This window comes from Paenibacillus roseus (genome assembly GCF_016424485.1).
In the GTDB taxonomy this organism is placed as follows: Bacteria; Bacillota; Bacilli; order Paenibacillales; family Paenibacillaceae; genus Paenibacillus_D; species Paenibacillus_D roseus.
The window spans coordinates 1-15,659 of sequence record NZ_JAELUP010000117.1; the positions used below are offsets into that span (position 1 = coordinate 1).

At 49.7% G+C, this 15,659-nt stretch carries 17 protein-coding genes, 1 rRNA gene and 1 pseudogene; 3 read left to right on the top strand and 16 right to left on the bottom strand.

Annotated elements, in window-relative coordinates; all coding sequences use genetic code 11:
* The 4 genes from JFN88_RS22830 to JFN88_RS22845 form a co-directional block, all read right to left on the bottom strand.
* Window positions 1–72: ribosomal RNA gene (locus JFN88_RS22830) — 16S ribosomal RNA — on the bottom strand; the annotation flags it as partial.
* Between the two features lie 459 nt (window positions 73–531).
* Window positions 532–915 carry a WGxxGxxG family protein gene (locus JFN88_RS22835; RefSeq protein ID WP_199021662.1) on the bottom strand — a complete coding sequence of 128 codons (384 nt, stop codon included), beginning with the start codon at window positions 913–915 and terminating at the stop codon, window positions 532–534.
* A gap of 134 nt (window positions 916–1,049) precedes the next feature.
* On the bottom strand, window positions 1,050–2,771 hold the full coding sequence (locus JFN88_RS22840; protein ID WP_199021663.1) for a response regulator: 1,722 nt from the start codon (window positions 2,769–2,771) through the stop codon (window positions 1,050–1,052).
* Window positions 2,772–2,826: 55 nt separating this feature from the next.
* Window positions 2,827–3,096 (bottom strand): hypothetical protein, encoded by a 270-nt coding sequence (locus JFN88_RS22845; RefSeq protein WP_199021664.1) that lies wholly within the window; start codon window positions 3,094–3,096, stop codon window positions 2,827–2,829.
* A 423-nt stretch (window positions 3,097–3,519) separates the two neighbouring features.
* Here JFN88_RS22845 and JFN88_RS22850 point away from each other — a divergent pair, with 423 nt between their 5' ends.
* Window positions 3,520–3,813, top strand: a complete 294-nt coding sequence (locus JFN88_RS22850) for a DUF3817 domain-containing protein (RefSeq protein ID WP_199021665.1) — start codon at window positions 3,520–3,522, stop codon at window positions 3,811–3,813.
* 67 nt (window positions 3,814–3,880) lie between these two features.
* On the opposite strand, the gene JFN88_RS22855 is transcribed toward JFN88_RS22850, so the two are convergent.
* From JFN88_RS22855 to JFN88_RS22870, 4 genes and pseudogenes are all read right to left on the bottom strand, one after another.
* Window positions 3,881–4,975: a DUF3900 domain-containing protein gene (locus JFN88_RS22855; protein ID WP_199021666.1), complete on the bottom strand. Its 1,095-nt coding sequence runs from the start codon at window positions 4,973–4,975 to the stop codon at window positions 3,881–3,883.
* A 123-nt stretch (window positions 4,976–5,098) separates the two neighbouring features.
* Entirely contained in the window at window positions 5,099–5,365 is a 267-nt protein-coding gene (locus JFN88_RS22860; protein ID WP_233168343.1) for a restriction endonuclease, read from the bottom strand.
* Between the two features lie 198 nt (window positions 5,366–5,563).
* A pseudogene (locus JFN88_RS22865) lies at window positions 5,564–5,778 on the bottom strand (spore germination protein).
* Window positions 5,778–5,930 (bottom strand): hypothetical protein, encoded by a 153-nt coding sequence (locus tag JFN88_RS22870; RefSeq protein ID WP_199021667.1) that lies wholly within the window; start codon window positions 5,928–5,930, stop codon window positions 5,778–5,780. Before JFN88_RS22870 ends, JFN88_RS22865 begins: the two are co-directional and overlap by 1 nt.
* 291 nt (window positions 5,931–6,221) lie before the next feature.
* On the opposite strand from JFN88_RS22870, the gene JFN88_RS22875 reads away from it, so the two are divergent.
* Entirely contained in the window at window positions 6,222–7,772 is a 1,551-nt protein-coding gene (locus tag JFN88_RS22875; protein WP_199021668.1) for a DEAD/DEAH box helicase, read from the top strand.
* Between the two features lie 13 nt (window positions 7,773–7,785).
* Here the strand turns inward: JFN88_RS22875 and hrpB are convergent, their stop codons facing one another.
* Window positions 7,786–10,281, bottom strand: a complete 2,496-nt coding sequence (gene hrpB / locus JFN88_RS22880) for an ATP-dependent helicase HrpB (RefSeq protein ID WP_199021669.1) — start codon at window positions 10,279–10,281, stop codon at window positions 7,786–7,788.
* 446 nt (window positions 10,282–10,727) lie between these two features.
* On the opposite strand from hrpB, the gene JFN88_RS22885 reads away from it, so the two are divergent.
* A complete protein-coding gene (locus JFN88_RS22885) occupies window positions 10,728–11,003 on the top strand; it encodes a hypothetical protein (RefSeq protein WP_199021670.1) in 276 nt (91 codons plus the stop codon).
* A 402-nt stretch (window positions 11,004–11,405) separates the two neighbouring features.
* On the opposite strand, the gene JFN88_RS22890 is transcribed toward JFN88_RS22885, so the two are convergent.
* From JFN88_RS22890 to JFN88_RS22920, 7 genes are all read right to left on the bottom strand, one after another.
* A complete protein-coding gene (locus JFN88_RS22890; protein ID WP_199021671.1) occupies window positions 11,406–11,642 on the bottom strand; it encodes a hypothetical protein in 237 nt (78 codons plus the stop codon).
* 149 nt (window positions 11,643–11,791) lie between these two features.
* A complete protein-coding gene (locus JFN88_RS22895; protein WP_199021672.1) occupies window positions 11,792–11,944 on the bottom strand; it encodes a hypothetical protein in 153 nt (50 codons plus the stop codon).
* Window positions 11,945–12,094: 150 nt separating this feature from the next.
* A complete protein-coding gene (locus JFN88_RS22900) occupies window positions 12,095–13,186 on the bottom strand; it encodes a sensor histidine kinase (protein WP_233168345.1) in 1,092 nt (363 codons plus the stop codon).
* Window positions 13,176–13,877, bottom strand: a complete 702-nt coding sequence (locus JFN88_RS22905) for a response regulator transcription factor (protein WP_199021673.1) — start codon at window positions 13,875–13,877, stop codon at window positions 13,176–13,178. The genes JFN88_RS22900 and JFN88_RS22905 overlap by 11 nt, the downstream gene beginning before the upstream one ends.
* A gap of 210 nt (window positions 13,878–14,087) precedes the next feature.
* Window positions 14,088–14,810, bottom strand: coding sequence for an adenosylcobinamide amidohydrolase (locus JFN88_RS22910; protein ID WP_199021674.1), 723 nt, complete (start codon window positions 14,808–14,810; stop codon window positions 14,088–14,090).
* Between the two features lie 11 nt (window positions 14,811–14,821).
* The gene (locus JFN88_RS22915) at window positions 14,822–15,136 is read right to left on the bottom strand and encodes a rhodanese-like domain-containing protein (protein WP_199021675.1); all 315 of its coding nucleotides are present in this window, start codon (window positions 15,134–15,136) and stop codon (window positions 14,822–14,824) included.
* Between the two features lie 19 nt (window positions 15,137–15,155).
* Window positions 15,156–15,467 (bottom strand): YbjQ family protein, encoded by a 312-nt coding sequence (locus JFN88_RS22920; RefSeq protein ID WP_199021676.1) that lies wholly within the window; start codon window positions 15,465–15,467, stop codon window positions 15,156–15,158.
* Between the last annotated feature and the right edge of the window lie 192 nt (window positions 15,468–15,659).

The window sequence follows — 15,659 nt, forward strand, 5'->3', positions numbered from 1 at the left end:
AGTCCGCTCGACTTGCATGTATTAGGCACGCCGCCAGCGTTCGTCCTGAGCCAGGATCAAACTCTCCATAAAAGTTATAGATCAGCTTGTTAGCTCATATTTCAAACGTTGACTCATTCGCTTATTGTTCAGTTTTCAAAGGGCAATTTCAAGCTCAGAATTAGATTGTAACATCAATGAGAAATTAATGCAAGCTTTTTCTTTTCTTTCTCATCTTGTCAATGAGCATCTCACTGGCAAGAACTTAACTTTACTACAAAGCCTTTATAATTGCAACATCTTTTTTCAAATTTCGACAAGAATTCTTTATATTCTGGCTTGCGCCCTTGACATGCAAGGGCTAGATCCTATTACATTATTACAACAAGCGAAAACGACTCTGCTTTCCTTTAACAGATAAAATCATTCCCTAATCTTGGAGTCCTGTACCGTCATACGTTCAGATACCAAGCCCCATGTGTAAAAAACCAAATGCCATTCGCTCTGAAAATTTTCAGAGGAATGGCATTTGTAGATGCAACAGCAGGTTTTCTAGGATGTTTCCCGGTTGCGTCCGCGCATGCCGATCAGGCCAAACAGACCCAACAGACCAAGCCAGCCCCAGCTCATGTTGTTATTCGTTGTAGCTGCAGCACGGTAGCGACTTGCAGTTGTCGTTGTTCCATCAACAGACCGCAAATTGTAATTATGGTAGTTACCGTCTGTGGTTACACGGTCATAACCTGTAGTACCATAGGGACGTACACCACGATCTATACGATTGGTATCATAAGTCGTGTTGTATCTGTCATAAGTAGTAGTACCGTAGCTTCCAACATCTGTACCCATTCTCGTTGCCGTGTTGGCGAAAGCCGGTACTGACAGAATCAACATCAGTGAAGCAATTAGCATAAAGCAGGCTGCAAGACGTTTCATGCTGTGCGTCATTCCCTTCAAGTTTTTAGAACCTGGAAGCTCGCTTCTGGCTCGTACTTGTTTTTCCCGCACGCACGAAACATAATACATGGGTAAAGATAGCTGTATTCCCATGCTCAGCCGTTACAGCCATGTTACGCTTGATCCGTTATATCCAGCAGCCGCTTGACCCGGATTTCCAGCTCTACAATGGAAAATGGTTTTGCCATATATTCCTCTGCTCCCAGCAGCAATCCTTGTTGCATATCCTCTTCCTTCTTCCTGGCCGTCAACATAATAACCTTCGCCTGATGGCCAGCCAGGCTCTTGTCGCGACGCAGCTCATGCAGCAGCGTCAGCCCGTCCATCCGAGGCATCATGCCATCCAGAATGCACAGGTCTACCTCTTCGGTTCGAAGTTTATCAAGCGCATCCCGACCGTCCACAGCCTGAATGATTTCAATTGGCAGATGGTTCAATGTATTTACAATAAAGGAGCGGATAATTTCGTCATCATCGGCAACAAGGAGCTTTTTAAGCTTGCGTTGTTCTTCCTTCAAAGGAAGCTGCTTTTCATCCTGGTAAATTCTCGTAATGCGGTTGCGTCCGTTGGCCTTGGAATTATACATCGCCGTATCTGCCAGCCTGATCCATTGCTCAGCCGTCAGCCCTTCACGCCATTGTGCCACTCCTGCAGAGAACGTAATCCGGTATTCCCGGACTTCATCACGGGCAACAGCCGTTTCGCGCACAACCTGCAGCGCCTCGCCAAGCACCCGCTCTCCTTCCTCAGCCGTCGTGTTCGGCATGACGACGACGAACTCCTCTCCCCCAAACCGGGCAATCAGGTCGGTCACACGCATCCGATTCTGCAGCACATTCGCCAGCCCCTGCAACACGACATCTCCCGCAGAATGACCGAATGTGTCATTAATGGATTTAAACCGGTCAATATCAATGAATGCCATCGTAATTGGCGTCGGATAACGCTCGATCCGCTGCAATTCGCGCTGCAGCTGTTGATCCATATAACGACGATTAAAAACGCCAGTCAGAGGGTCGCGAAATGCCATCTGCTCGAAGCCTTTGTTTCTGTGCAGCAGACTGTATATTCTTGCGGCGAGCTCTTCATACTGGAAAGGTTTGGTTACATAATCATCCGCGCCCAGGAAGAAACATTGTACTTTATCCTGCAGATCACCGCGCCCTGACAGCACGATAAGTGGGAGCCATTTAAAAGTGGGGTCTTCCTTCAAAAAATCAAACAACTCATATCCTGACTGCGGATACATCATCAAGTCCAAAATAATCAGATCGAAGTGATGCTGCCGCAACAGACGCTTGCCGCTCTCCACATCCGAGGCTTCCATCACCTCATATCCATCATATTGCAGACTCCGAAGCAGGTATGAGCGCAGTACAGGATCATCGTCAATGATTAGAAGGCGGCTTTGGGTAGCAAGAACGCCCTGGCTTCTCCGGGAGTCGGCGCCTTCCAACTCCAGCTCTTTGCGGTAAATCTCATATTCCATATGTAATTCGCTCAGGAGCTGACGGCTCGGCTGCAGCAAAGTGCGAACTTTTGTCTTATCAGTCAGAGAAGCGCTGTCCTCCTCCCACAAGTCAAGCAAACGCGCGGAAATTTCACCGATTCGGTTCAAGCCAAATACGGGTGCGCTGCCTTTCATGGTATGAGCAATTGTACGCAGCTTGACCCTGCTCCCCTCATCGCCAGTGCTGCATGTTTCAAGAAGGCACTCCAGTTCACGAATATATTTTTGAAACTCAGAGAGAAACCTTCTCCTGCCTTCTTTAATTAGTTGTTCCCCTCTCTGGCTCCCGCCAGACCGCAGGCTCTCGTTGCCCGGATGTCTCATTTCTCCCACCTACCGCCTTTTTGCACTCTAGTTTTGTTCGTTGGCCAGAATGGCCTCACTCTTTCTCCAAGGTGCTTTTGGCAGCTTCAACAAGAGTGTCAAACAATTCATCGTTTTCTTCCAACTGTTCCTCCAAAAGCATAATCTCCTCTTCTTTCCCCATACCATCGGCAAAAAGCAATCCATACATCCAGTCATTGCCCCGCTTTTTTTGCAGCGTTATCTCATAAGCACGACTATGGCCCTCAATTGTAAATTTTACTTGTCCGGTATAACCCTCCTCTTTACTCCAGCTCATGTGCGCTTCAATGATTGTTGCGTTCATAGGTGCCTCCTTCAAAATAATAGTTATTATAACGCTTATTCTCTATGATATGTATCATAATTTTATCATCACGAAGTTCCAGAAACCATCACTTTTTTGGCTCGGCCGGTTTACAGACTGGATTTAACCAAGTTTCTCGGCTGTACGTTGCCGCTATCGACCACAGATTTTTTCAGAACAACAAGCTACTACCCTATTATATAACATCTTCCCGAAAGGCACTCTATTGCTGGCTCAAAAACTGAAAAATAATTCAAGCGTAAATGACTTTGTCGTCCTGTGATGGGCAAAAGTTTGACGTAGTGATTCTGTTGGCATTATGTGAATTTATTTTGAATTATCACGGTACTTACTCTATCGAAATCTGTTTCCGACTATAATGGATACGTCCAGATCATTATTTTTTATGGAAGGAGGTTGCATATGTTGAAAACTGCCTTGGGCCGCTTTCGGATAATTGCTCTGTATGAAGGCATCTCATACCTTGTACTGTTGATTATCGCTATGCCGATGAAATACTGGATGGATATCCCCCAGCCTGTCACCATAGTTGGCGGCATTCATGGTTTGCTGTTTGTGCTTTATATGCTGGCATTGGCCCAGGTTGCCTATCAGAAAAAGTGGAAAATGGACGCAATAGCGTTTGCCGTCATAGCTTCTATTATCCCGTTCGCTACCTTTATTCTTGAATCGCGTCTCAAAAAACAATCTCCTTAAAAACGGCCCGCCCCGGGCTCTTTTGAAGGCTGCAATATATGTAGATTTTCGCCAGCGGGGGGAGGGGTTAGTCTGCCTCTTGATCTTCTTCGCCCCGCTTATTCCCGATTAATTCGATGATATCCATCAACTCCTGCGGATGCAGCAGTTCTACCGGTGACTTGCCCTTCTCGAACTCCACAGCATCCCCTTCGATAACGGCTATATAACGTCCATTATGACGGGCCAGATGAATGCTTGCCCCATAGTCCGCAAGCTGCCCCTTTACCGCCACTCCTCCAACCTTGAAGCGCAAATCCAGATCCGGCTTATGCTGGGTGAGCTGCGATGCAGCTTCAACTACAAGATCATGCGACCATTTTTCCTGAAGCTCTCGCTTGTCACTTGCGGCCCATATCTCAAGACTCTGCTCCTCCTCATGCCTCCCCTGCTCATTGTCCGGCGCAGCCTCCCACTTTTCTTCCATATACTGCTGCACCATGGAAAACACCTGCTCATTGATAATTTCCGGCATTGGCTTTTCATAGGTAACAAACTTGAGAAAGTCTTCAAAATAACGGGCATGAGAGGCCTGATGAATCTTGAGTTCCCATTCGTCGAGCATTCCTTCCTCCGGCATATGCGGATATTGAATGGATTTGATATTGCGGGCGCTAATCGCCATCTCCACATGAGAGATCAGACTGCGTTCATCAGAAATGCGAGCGATTTTAGATTCGAAATCACATTTCATCACAAATAGCAGCGGTTGGTCAAAGTAAGGGTAAACTTGAACATCCGCGACAATAAAGGCGCCTCCGCGAACTGCGCTAGTTTCCATATAGATACGCAGCATTTCGTCGGCCAGCCCAAGAAACTCCTCTTTGTCCTGCGCCTCTCTAAGCCGCTGCATCAAGTTGAAATTAGGATTGCTGCCAAGATCATATCCCGGCTCAACAATGAATCGTCCGATTTTCGTAGGGACCGCATCGGTACTCGGGTTTTTCTCTACCTTGCGCTTGCATATTTTTACGAACTCGCCATCCAAAAATGACTTCAGTTCACTCTCACTATAATCATCCTCATCCAGCGTCTGAAAATGTTTATATTTTCTCCCGGACTCTGAGTCCGCGGCATCCGTCATAATAACGAAGAAAGATAAATAATTCACATTGAATTGCATCAGATTGGTGCTCCTTTTACTCAAGCTTGATGTACCGATTTATTGTACCAATCCAAACGTTTTTTGTCGCCCCTGTAAAAGGCGATCATTTTGTTTTTTTAGATTAGCTGATTTTTTATTCTTTCAACTGTTGTGGTTGGTATGATATGTTGTATCGACTGCTTTTGCCTGACTCTTAGCTTTACCCGCTGACTTTATTCTTAGAATCATCTCAATCAGTTCTTCACGATTTATAAGCCGTACAGAGTTTGATTTAGCTAGTATATAGGCTTGTTCGGTATAATCAACATTTGTTATCACCCAGGCTTCAGACGCCCCATAATAGGCCACAGAAGTCTGAACCTCTTGGACTGCCTTAACTCCTACATTCTTACTATAAGTATTGCTCAAATTGTCGCCCTTCCATCTTGTCAATATCTTTAATTCCTGAGTTGCGCAGCCTCTCCATGCGCTGCTGCCAAATGATAATGGCTATGACAATAAGCAATACTAAATATGCCCCTGTCACCACTCCTGCCACTTGTATGGATTTACTAAGATAGTACGAAAGCCATCCAACAAACAATACTGATACCTTCAAGAAATTATCTAGTTCATCCTCCCGTTGCTTCCTTTTGCTCCTGCGGCACGAGCCATTCTAACGAAGCTTCCCTGGAGGAATCGGGTTGCATAATCTTCTGTCGTCTGGAGAAACTGGGCAAATACAGCAGGCACAACAAGACAAAGGGGGAACCGTCTGTCAGAATGACAATGCGTCCCTCCAGCATATTGGCAACAGCCTTAACCGGCTTCCCTGTGCTCATCACCTGGGGAAAAGGGGAATAATTCTGCCCATAATAAGCCCGACTCTATCCAACAGTTTCGAAATAGAATCCGGGCAAGGCTCGTCGGCAAACTGGGAAAGCAGCTCTTCTGGCGTAAGATCCAACTTGCTCTGCAACTCCTCGTTTGGCATGAGACCTTCTCTCCTTTATGTGATGTTACGAAGTAGTGTCTCATAAATATTTCTTTTTATATATTTTTACATTTTATGTAAAATAATAGTATTCATTTATTCTTTCCTATCCATCTATACAACAAAAAGTTCCTCCGCTCTGCAAACGAATGCAGACTCTGGTATACTAAGAATACATTTCAAACGAAAACAGCCATTAACGCGCGCCATCCATGCCGATAAAGCGCAAGGCTTCCTGTATAGAAGGCGATTGATATGAATACATAACTTAAAGAAATGAGGCCATGCATAATGTCATCTACTTTTCAATCCTTGGGGATTCGCCCTTCCCTGGCAGCTATTCTGAGATCCGGCGGTATCGTGAAGCCGACTCCGGTGCAGGAGCAGACAATCCCGGTAGTACTTCGCGGTAAGGACGTCATCGCTCAGGCTCAAACCGGTACAGGCAAGACACTTGCCTTCGCACTCCCGATGCTGGAGAAAATACAGCCCGCGAACCTGAATGTGCAGGGATTGATCATTACCCCGACCCGTGAGCTTGCCATTCAGATTACAAAGGAAATCAGCAAGTTGGCCGATTCGCTCGGATACAATGTGCTGGCCGCATACGGCGGGCAGGATGTGGAGGCACAAATTCGCAAAACCCAAGGTGCCGTGCAAATTGTGGTCGGTACGCCAGGGCGGCTGCTGGATCATCTGCGCCGCGGCACGCTGCAATTTTGGAAACTGAACATGCTTGTGCTGGATGAAGCGGATCAGATGCTCCATATGGGCTTTCTCAATGAAGTCGAGGAAATCCTGTCGCAAACATCAAAAAACAAGCAGACACTGCTATTCTCGGCGACAATGCCGGATTCTGTGCGCAGGCTTGCTTCTTCCTATATGCTGGAGTCCGAGGATATCCGCATCCGCAGCGAGCGGGTTACGCTGGATTCGATCAAACAGATTGTCGTCGATACGACAGATCGGGGCAAGCTTGGCACGCTAGTAGGTCTAATCAACAGACAGCGACCCTATCTGGCGGTAGTATTTTGTCGGACTAAAATACGGGCAAAGAAGCTGACCGCATCTTTGCAAGAGGAAGGGATTGAGGTTGATGAGCTGCACGGCGATCTGACGCAAGCCAAGCGCGAGCAAGTCATGCGCCGGTTCCGCAGTGCCAAGCTGCAAGTGCTGGTAGCAACGGACGTTGCCGCTCGCGGACTGGACGTAGAAGGCGTCACCCATGTCATCAACTACGATATCCCTCAGGATGCGGAAACTTACATCCACCGGATCGGACGTACAGGACGCGCCGGCCAGAGCGGCACGGCGGTCACCTTCGCCTCGCCGCGAGACCGGATGAATCTGCTCGCAATCGAGCGCGGTATCCATGCGACGCTTGAACGGCAGCCAATGTCGGCTTACGTGGAGAATACTGAGACGGCGGCGGAATTCGATGAAACTCCATCCCGCAACGGGCGCGGAAGAGGTGCCGGATTGTCTGCTGGTGAGCGGGGGGCTGGACGCTCCGATGGACGTTCACAGGGACGCTCCGGAGGACGGGGCGGGCGTTCTGAGCAGCGTAGCTCTCGTTCGGACGGGCGCATCGGCAGCCGGAACGCGTCAGATTCTGCGGGAGGAAGAAGTACAGGCGGCAGGAACGGGCGCGGCGGAACGGGCAAGCGCCAAGAAGGCCTTCAGCAAGCTGAGGCCCGGGGCAATAATCAAGGCGGCAGCAGACAAGATCAGCGTGGCCGTACCGGTACAAGTCAAGGCAGTGGACGCGGCGGACAAGCTTCTTCGCGTCCCGGCGGCAGGGGACAGACAGGGGGACGCTCTGGCGGGCGCCGCGGCAGATAGCCGCCATCCCCCGCTAAGTCCTTGGACGGACGCGGCTGGTCGGTAGGGCTGCAAACGGGTCATCCGGCCAATAGTGCTTCGGATAGCGTCCTTTCAAATCCTTTTTGACATCAAAATAAGTTGAGCTCCAAAAATGTTTCAGATCCCGTGTTACCTGCACCGGCCTCCCTGCCGGAGATAGCAAATGCAGCGTGAGCGGGATTTTTTGCGTGCCAATCCGCGGAGTATCCAGCAAGCCGAACAGCTCCTGCAAGCGGACAGCTAATACCGGAGCCGCCGGTTCGCTATAATCGACTGCAATGCGTGAGCCGCTGGGTACGGTTATATGCGTTGGCGCTTCTTGATCCAGCTGTCGTTGCTGCTCCCATGTCAGTATGGACTCCAGCGCATGCTTCAAATTTACCCGCTTCAATTCCTGCAGATTTCGCATGCCGTACAGATGGGGAACAAGCCATTCACTCAGCGACTCCAGCAGCGCTGCATCATCAGCGCCCGGCCAGCGCGCATCCTGGCCGTGCATAAACTCAAGCCGCTGCTGAAGCTGGCGAAGAGGCTTCGTCCACGGAAGCAGAACAAGTCCATGTTGTCGGATGCCATCAGCAAGCGCACTAGCAACCAGCTGGGCATCCGGTCTAGCCAGCGGTTTCTCCTCCAGCACAAGCTCGCCCAACCGGGTCCGGGTGCGCGCGCGTACAGCCTGATCATCGCGGCTCCATTCCACGGTCGATTCCTTCCTCATTTCCGCTCCGGCGCTTTCAATTATTTGTTCCAATGCAATCGCAGCAGCCAATTGAATCCGGCTCTCAGTACCCTGATCATCCAACTCTGCCACAACAAGGTAGGGCTCGACCGAGAGCGGCTGGAGTTCAGCAAGCGCAGCTCCCCGGCCGCTGCGCAGCAAAAACTTGCCGTGGGAACGCTGTTTGGCAATTCGGTCCGGGTAGGCGAAGGCGAGCAGCAAGCCTGCGGCATCCGTCCGAATATCCGCCAGCTTCGTTGCCCCCATCCCGAACTGGGACTGGTAACGACGGTACTCGGCGAGAATGCCGGCACTTCTGCCGGGATCAAGCCGGTAGCCGGACAGACCGCCGCCACACAGCGCCTCCATGCGCAAGCGAATGTCGGCTTCGGTACGACCCTCTTCCTTGCGGAGCACATCACGCTCGGACAATATTCCGGCGAGCAGACAGGCCTCCGCGCCGTATCCACGTTGCCTCCCATGTATGATCATACTGCCAAGACGGGGGTGGAGGCCCGACTCTGCCAGCAACTCTCCGTGAGCGGTCAACCTGCCTGCTTCGTCAAGCGCTCCGAGTTGCTCAAGCACATCGCTTCCCTGACGGAACGCCGGGCCAGGCGGGACATCCAGCCAGTCCAGTTCCTGCGGGTCACGGACTCCCCAGGCAGCCAGTTCCAGCGCGAGCGCCGACAGATCGGCATCCATCATCTCAGGCCTGCTGAATGGCGCAAGCTGCCGGTCTTCTTCCTCCGTCCACAGCCGGTAACAGACTCCGGGGGCTAATCTGCCTGCCCGTCCTCTGCGCTGATCCGCAGACGCCCGGGATACAGTGACCGTCTCCAGACGGGACAGTCCTGTCCGCGGGGAAAACCTGGACACCCGCATTAGCCCGCCGTCGATAACGATACGAACTCCCTGCACCGTCAATGACGATTCGGCAATTGAAGTTGAAAGCACGATTTTACGCCTTCCTTGTTGGTCAGGGGTAATGGCGTGATCCTGCTCTTCCAGCGGAAGATTGCCGTGAAGCGGACGAATTACGGTGCTCGCAGGCAGACTGGCCGAGCGAAGATAACCTGCTGTGCGCGCTATCTCTCCGGTTCCCGGCAAGAACACCAATATGTCTCCTTCCGGCTGTTGGGCAAGTGCCCTCCTGACGGCTGCGGCCGCCCTCTCCTCCACTCTGGCAGCTTGCCGCTGCTCTGAATAAATGGTCTGCACAGGATAGACCCGTCCCTCGCTGTGCAGAATGGGAACATTCCCGAGCAGCGCCGAGACAGGTCCGGTATGTAAAGTTGCGGACATCACCAAAATACGCAGCTCCGGTCGCAAAAGCTGCTGGGACTGAAGGCTGAGCGCCAGACCCAAATCTGCGTGAAGACTGCGTTCATGAAATTCATCGAAGATGATCAGCCCCGTATCCTCAAGCGCCTGATCACGCTGCAACATCCGGGTAAGCACCCCTTCGGTTACAACCTCAATCCGGGTATTGGGCCCGGCGCATGTATCATTGCGAACCCGGTAGCCGACCGTATCGCCGCATGGTTCCTCAAGAGATGCCGCCATGTAGCGGGCTGCCGCCCGGGCAGCAAGCCTGCGTGGCTCGAGCATTACTATTTTTTTGCCCTGCAGCCACACTTCATCCATCAGCGCGAGCGGAACCCTGGTCGTCTTCCCCGCTCCCGGATCGGCGGCAAGCACCGCACCGGAGGATGCCATCAGGGCTTCCTTCAACTTCGGTATAAGTGAATCAATTGGAAATGAGTGCATAGTGAAAAGCTCCTTCAAAAATATTAGCTATTTTCACGTAGTGTACGCTATGATCACAATTGATTCAAGGATAAAACCTTGTTTTTCTAAAAGAGATTCCTCGAACGCGGTTTGAGCTGGAAGAGCCCGAACAACTACTGCTGGAACTGACCTCCGTTTTCGAGACAGGGATCAAAACACCGTACAAGTCTAAACAGCCAGGTGATTTTGGTATTTTAGAAAAAAGTTAAACTATCTCTTTTTAATGTATTTGATTAGTGCCCAAACCAAAAGTGACAGTATTGCAATAATTACTAGCCACATCGCAATCCCTGTGTAAATGATGTTCCCATAAATTCTAACACCTCTTTTGTACTCACATATTTTACTATAAACTAAATTTATTGGAAGGGAAAGTGATTTAATGTTAAGATTTTTAAAAAAATGGTCAGTTTGGGTTGTTGTCTTTGGTTCTTTTGTTTGTGCTTGCAGTACCTATTAGTGCAGCCGAAAAACATTCAGGCACCTCAGTATGGGATATTGTTCCAGCTAGTTACTTTGAGGAATATGCAGGGAAATTCTCTACTATAGAAGAAGTTCAACAAGCTACAGGATTTACCTCTTCTTCAGAAGTAACAGTTGAACCAACGAGCGGTATCCAAGTCAGTAGTATTGATGAACATGCAGCACTTTTGTTTTATATCACAGACGAAGTAGCTAATGTGGGAAGCTGTTATCTCTGAGGACCCTCTCGGTATTTCCTGGATCAAGGGATTTATAATCGGAGAAGTTTCAAACGGGAAAATCACATCGACTACAACGGATAGTCAAATGTATGGATTTCACCCGGGTAATGTTTGGACGCATAGCTCAACCAGATCATATGTCAACTTAAACTCAGCTAGAACAGGCGGAACTGCTCGTATCTCTGGAGACCTGTCTCTTGTAATTTTCTTTGAAGGCATTGGTACTATTGCAACCAAAGAAATCTCTGCTAACTTAAATTTCACACTCTAAAGAAATTGTAATATTCAAGCGATCTCACTATGCAGGTCGCTTTTTTCATGTGCGGACTTGAAGCAGATAGCCAATACCTGATTTAATTTTTACTATAATAGCTACGCTTATTGGTAGTATGTAAACCTTTATACAGCTACAGCCCGCTTGAGGAGCTCGACACATCGACGAAACGCCGCAGCACGAATCGCTTTGCGCCGAACTGCCTCATCGGCACTCCAGAACGTAGCGCTGGCAAACAGATCCACGATCGTTTCCTCTGCTGCTCTCCCTGCCGCTTCGCTATCGTCTGTCAAGTAAAAGCAAACCTGATAGCATTCCGCCTCATATTGCTTAAGGATCTTGATTTTGCTTTGAAAATCCATGCTCTATTCTTCCTCCCCAAGCGTAAACGGCTTTGCCATCCTCTGGTGGCTACAAGTTTCGTTTCGCGTAGAAATATAAGTTATTTATGAATGTAAAACTTATAAATTCTTATATTTCAAGCGAAACCAATTTCGGCCTTAAGCCTATTTCATGATTTGTTCGAAAGGTTCGCCGGCGAATTTTCTTCTGCAGCATGCCCTGCTGGCATGGACAGCGCTTGAGAAGTTTCAGACGCACCGAACTTGCCATATATCCAAAGCCCCACCAGCAACAGCACCATCAGAACAACCAATCCCTTCACTATCAACCACTCCCCGCTCTAAAAATCTGATTGTGCTTCATTGTAACGGAGCGTGTTTAAATTCATCCTAATGAAATCATAAATTTTTCTTAAATTTATATAAAAAGGACGAAACAAGCGTGGGGAAAGTTCATTTTTTCCAGGAGCCATTCAGTCCGCAAGCGGCAGCTTCACTTTAAAGGTTGTCATATCCGAATCACTGACTGCTTCAATTGTGCCCCCATGCTTCTCCACGATATTTTTGGCAATCGCGAGGCCAAGACCGGACCCTCCGTCATGTGCGGAACGGGACTTGTCCACCCGGTAAAAGCGGTCAAACAAATACGGCAAATCAATCTCCGGAATGGCCTCTCCATAATTGGTCACTTCCACGACAGCATCCGCCTGATTCAGATAGATGCGAATGTCCACCCGCTTGCCGGATTTCCCATAATGTACCGAATTGGACAACAAATTCTCAAATATCCGAACGACCTTGTTCGGATCACCTGTGACGGGGACTTTGCTTGAATCAGACTGCAACGTCCCTCTCATTCCCGCTTCCTCCAGCGTCAGACGGTATTGCTCAAGCAATTGCTGCAGCATTTCCACTACATTGAACGTAACGAGACGAATCGGCGAAGTATTGTTGCGCATCCGTGTATATTCAAACAGATCATTAATCAACACATTAAGCCGAAGCGACTTCTCATAAGCAATCTGAATGTAGTGCCTTAGCTCTACCTCATCCCTGTACCGATCCTGTTCAATCAGACCCAAATAACCGATAATCGAGGTGAGCGGTGTCCGCAGATCGTGGGAAACATTCGTAACCAGCTCATTTTTAGTCTGCTCGGCGCGGCGTTCTTCGTCCATGGAAGTTTTGAGCTGAGTGACAAGCCTGTTCGTGAAAGAAGCCAGATCACCATACTCGTTGCGCTGTCTCACCGGAACTTTATAATCAAAGTTTCCTTCGGAAATATGCATCACCGCTTCGCTAACCTCTCCGAAATAGCGGAAACGCCGCCATTGCAGCAGCACAAGATATACGATAAAGAAGAAAAACCAGCCTATAAAAACAAACAGACTTCCGTTGAAAATATTCATTACGAATCTGGCGATCTGTCCGATTAACGGGAAGTCGCTTAATACTGACGCCCCTAATACAACAAGAAGATAGAAGGTGATCAAACCCAAAAAAGCGGCGGCAATGACAGTCCCGAGAAATCGGATCGTCATGCCTGCTGTCACATTACCCTTCAATTTTGTAGCCGACCCCCCACACAGTCACGATCAGCTTGTCGCCAAGCTCATGCTCCAGCTTGTCCCGCAGCTTGCTAATATGCACCATGACCGTATTATTCGATTCAAAATATTTTTCCTTCCACACTTGCTGAAAAATATCCTCGGCACTGAATACTCTGCCCGGATGGCTGGCAAGCAGGAACAGAATGCCGAATTCAGTGCTTGTCAAATGAAGCGGCCTCCCCTCCACCTCAACCGTATGCGTAAACCTCCCGATTTTCAGCGGGCCCAATACGAGGGTATTCTCCCCCTGCTCCGACGAAGACGTCGTGGTACTGTACTGATACGACCGGCGCAGCAGCGACTTGATGCGGGCAACCAGCTCCAGCGGATTGAAGGGCTTGACCATATAGTCATCCGCTCCGGTCATCAGGCCCATAATTTTATCCATATCCTCTGCCTTTGCGCTCAGCATGAGAATCGGTATCGCTTTGTCCTTGCGTATCGTTCGGCAGACCTCCAGACCGTCCACCTTCGGCATCATGATATCGAGCACAACCAGATGGAATGCCGATTCCTCCAGCTTGTGCAGCGCCTCCTCGCCGTTATAGGCCTTTATCACCTCAAAGCCTTCATTCTTCAAATATATTTCAATCAGATCTGCAATCTCTTTGTCATCATCGACAATTAACAACCGCCGCTGGCTCATTGTGTGACCCCTTTTACCTATTCTTTTGAGTTGCTTTTACTATACACGATTGGTACAAACTTTGTCCCAAACTTAAAGGTAAGTTTATGATTTTTAAGATTTCTTAAGCAAAAAGAACCTTCCTGGCCGCCATGAGGCGGTTAAGAAGGTTCTTGCACGTGCTGTATGTATGCCGCCTGTACGGCCAAGTGTAAACCATAATGACGCATTTCACACTTCTACTTGTAATCGCTTGAAATAATCAGCGGCCGCCTCGCATATCGAATCATAGACCGCACAACTGACCGCATTGCCCAGCGTGGTGGCAAGGCCTGTATATTCATGAATTTCAGGCACCGGGCCAGTCTGGCTGGCGCCAATTATGATCGCATCGGTAGGCGTTCCCGTGGCGGGCAGCCCCAGTTCCTTATCGTTGACATTCATATCCGCCAATGCCGCAGCTTTAGCTTCGGCAGCTGTAATCACCAGATTGACGAGTGCAGCCTGTGATACCCGCCCCCGTATGAACAGCATCGTATTGATCGTTCCCGGGATATAAGAAGGATACACGTTCCGCTTTTGCCCTCCACGGGCAGCGCCGCCCAGACCAAGCGTCGTACAGCAAATCCATTCGAATCGGTCACCAGAACCTTCGAGTACAGAAGCATGCTCCACAGGGGCGGCTGTGATCAGGCCGACTGTGGAGGCTGGATAGCCGGACGCGGCCAATGTTCGCTTAAGATCGCCCACAGGGTCGGAGCAATCATAATCAGGCTGCACCTGCCAGTTCATAAAGGAGTCCGCTGTTCGCAGGCCGCCATTATAAACCGCGCTGCTCAGACACTCCAGCGCGCCCCCGCCATAGGCAATGATATGGCTGTCACGATGCTCCAGTCGAAACAATGGCCATACTTGGGACTGATAAGTCGTTGAAGTCAAGAAGGGCAGCGCCATCGGCTTGCCTCCTAGCTTCCGGTCACGACATCACCGGACCAGTCCAGCATGCCGCCCGCAATATTGACAACATTATAGCCTTGACTCGCCAGATAGGCGCTGGCTTTGCCGCTGCGATTACCGCTCCGGCAAATCAGCACGATCGGCGGTTCATCCTGCTTCAGTTCATCCAGCCGCTCTGTCAGCTCTGACAGCGGAATGAGGCGCGCCTCTTGGATGTGGCCTTCCTCCCATTCCTCAACTTCTCTTACATCGACCAGATTGACTTTCTCCCCGTCTGCAAGCTTGGCAGCCAGCTCTTCTGTCGTCCATTCCGGATAACTCATCTTTCACTTCTCCTGTCCATTAGATTCTTACAGCCGTCCCGCTGACCGCCACCATCAGCATACCATCGCGAATAATCTCATAATCGATGTCAATGCCGACAATTCCGTTGGCGCCCATGCGGCGGGCCTGTTCTTTCATTTCTTCGAAAGCGACGTCTCTCGCCTCCTTGAGCTTGTCCTCGTAAGCGCCGGAGCGCCCCCCTACGACATCTGTGATGGAGGCAAGAAAATCTCTGACAATATTGGCGCCCATGATAGCCTCGCCGTTCACAATGCCGATGTAGTCCTGAATCGGACGGCCTTCCAGCGTCGGAGTTGTGCTGATTAACATATGAATTCCCCCAAAAATAAATTCTATTTGGAATAAGCAGACTGATAGAGTACGATATGGCTCATAGCCGCTCCATCCCCCATACGCTTACCGTTTACCCGGGCGAGATCCATCGTTGCTAACCCGATTATAACTGCTGGACGCTATCCGCGTCCAGTTGACCCGCCACCTGCAATTGACAAGCAGCCAAGC

Bases quoted from the DNA above. Each gene is read 5' to 3' on its own strand.
- JFN88_RS22850 (WP_199021665.1), top strand. From the start codon at position 3,520: ATGTTGAAAACTGCCTTGGGCCGCTTTCGGATAATTGCTCTGTATGAA.
- JFN88_RS22875 (WP_199021668.1), top strand. From the start codon at position 6,222: ATGTCATCTACTTTTCAATCCTTGGGGATTCGCCCTTCCCTGGCAGCT.
- JFN88_RS22855 (WP_199021666.1), bottom strand. From the start codon at position 4,975: ATGCAATTCAATGTGAATTATTTATCTTTCTTCGTTATTATGACGGAT.
- JFN88_RS22840 (WP_199021663.1), bottom strand. From the start codon at position 2,771: ATGAGACATCCGGGCAACGAGAGCCTGCGGTCTGGCGGGAGCCAGAGA.
- JFN88_RS22870 (WP_199021667.1), bottom strand. From the start codon at position 5,930: ATGCCAAACGAGGAGTTGCAGAGCAAGTTGGATCTTACGCCAGAAGAG.
- JFN88_RS22845 (WP_199021664.1), bottom strand. From the start codon at position 3,096: ATGAACGCAACAATCATTGAAGCGCACATGAGCTGGAGTAAAGAGGAG.
- JFN88_RS22920 (WP_199021676.1), bottom strand. From the start codon at position 15,467: ATGTTAATCAGCACAACTCCGACGCTGGAAGGCCGTCCGATTCAGGAC.
- JFN88_RS22890 (WP_199021671.1), bottom strand. From the start codon at position 11,642: ATGGATTTTCAAAGCAAAATCAAGATCCTTAAGCAATATGAGGCGGAA.
- hrpB (WP_199021669.1), bottom strand. From the start codon at position 10,281: ATGCACTCATTTCCAATTGATTCACTTATACCGAAGTTGAAGGAAGCC.
- JFN88_RS22910 (WP_199021674.1), bottom strand. From the start codon at position 14,810: ATGGCGCTGCCCTTCTTGACTTCAACGACTTATCAGTCCCAAGTATGG.
- JFN88_RS22905 (WP_199021673.1), bottom strand. From the start codon at position 13,877: ATGAGCCAGCGGCGGTTGTTAATTGTCGATGATGACAAAGAGATTGCA.
- JFN88_RS22835 (WP_199021662.1), bottom strand. From the start codon at position 915: ATGAAACGTCTTGCAGCCTGCTTTATGCTAATTGCTTCACTGATGTTG.
- JFN88_RS22915 (WP_199021675.1), bottom strand. From the start codon at position 15,136: ATGAGTTATCCGGAATGGACGACAGAAGAGCTGGCTGCCAAGCTTGCA.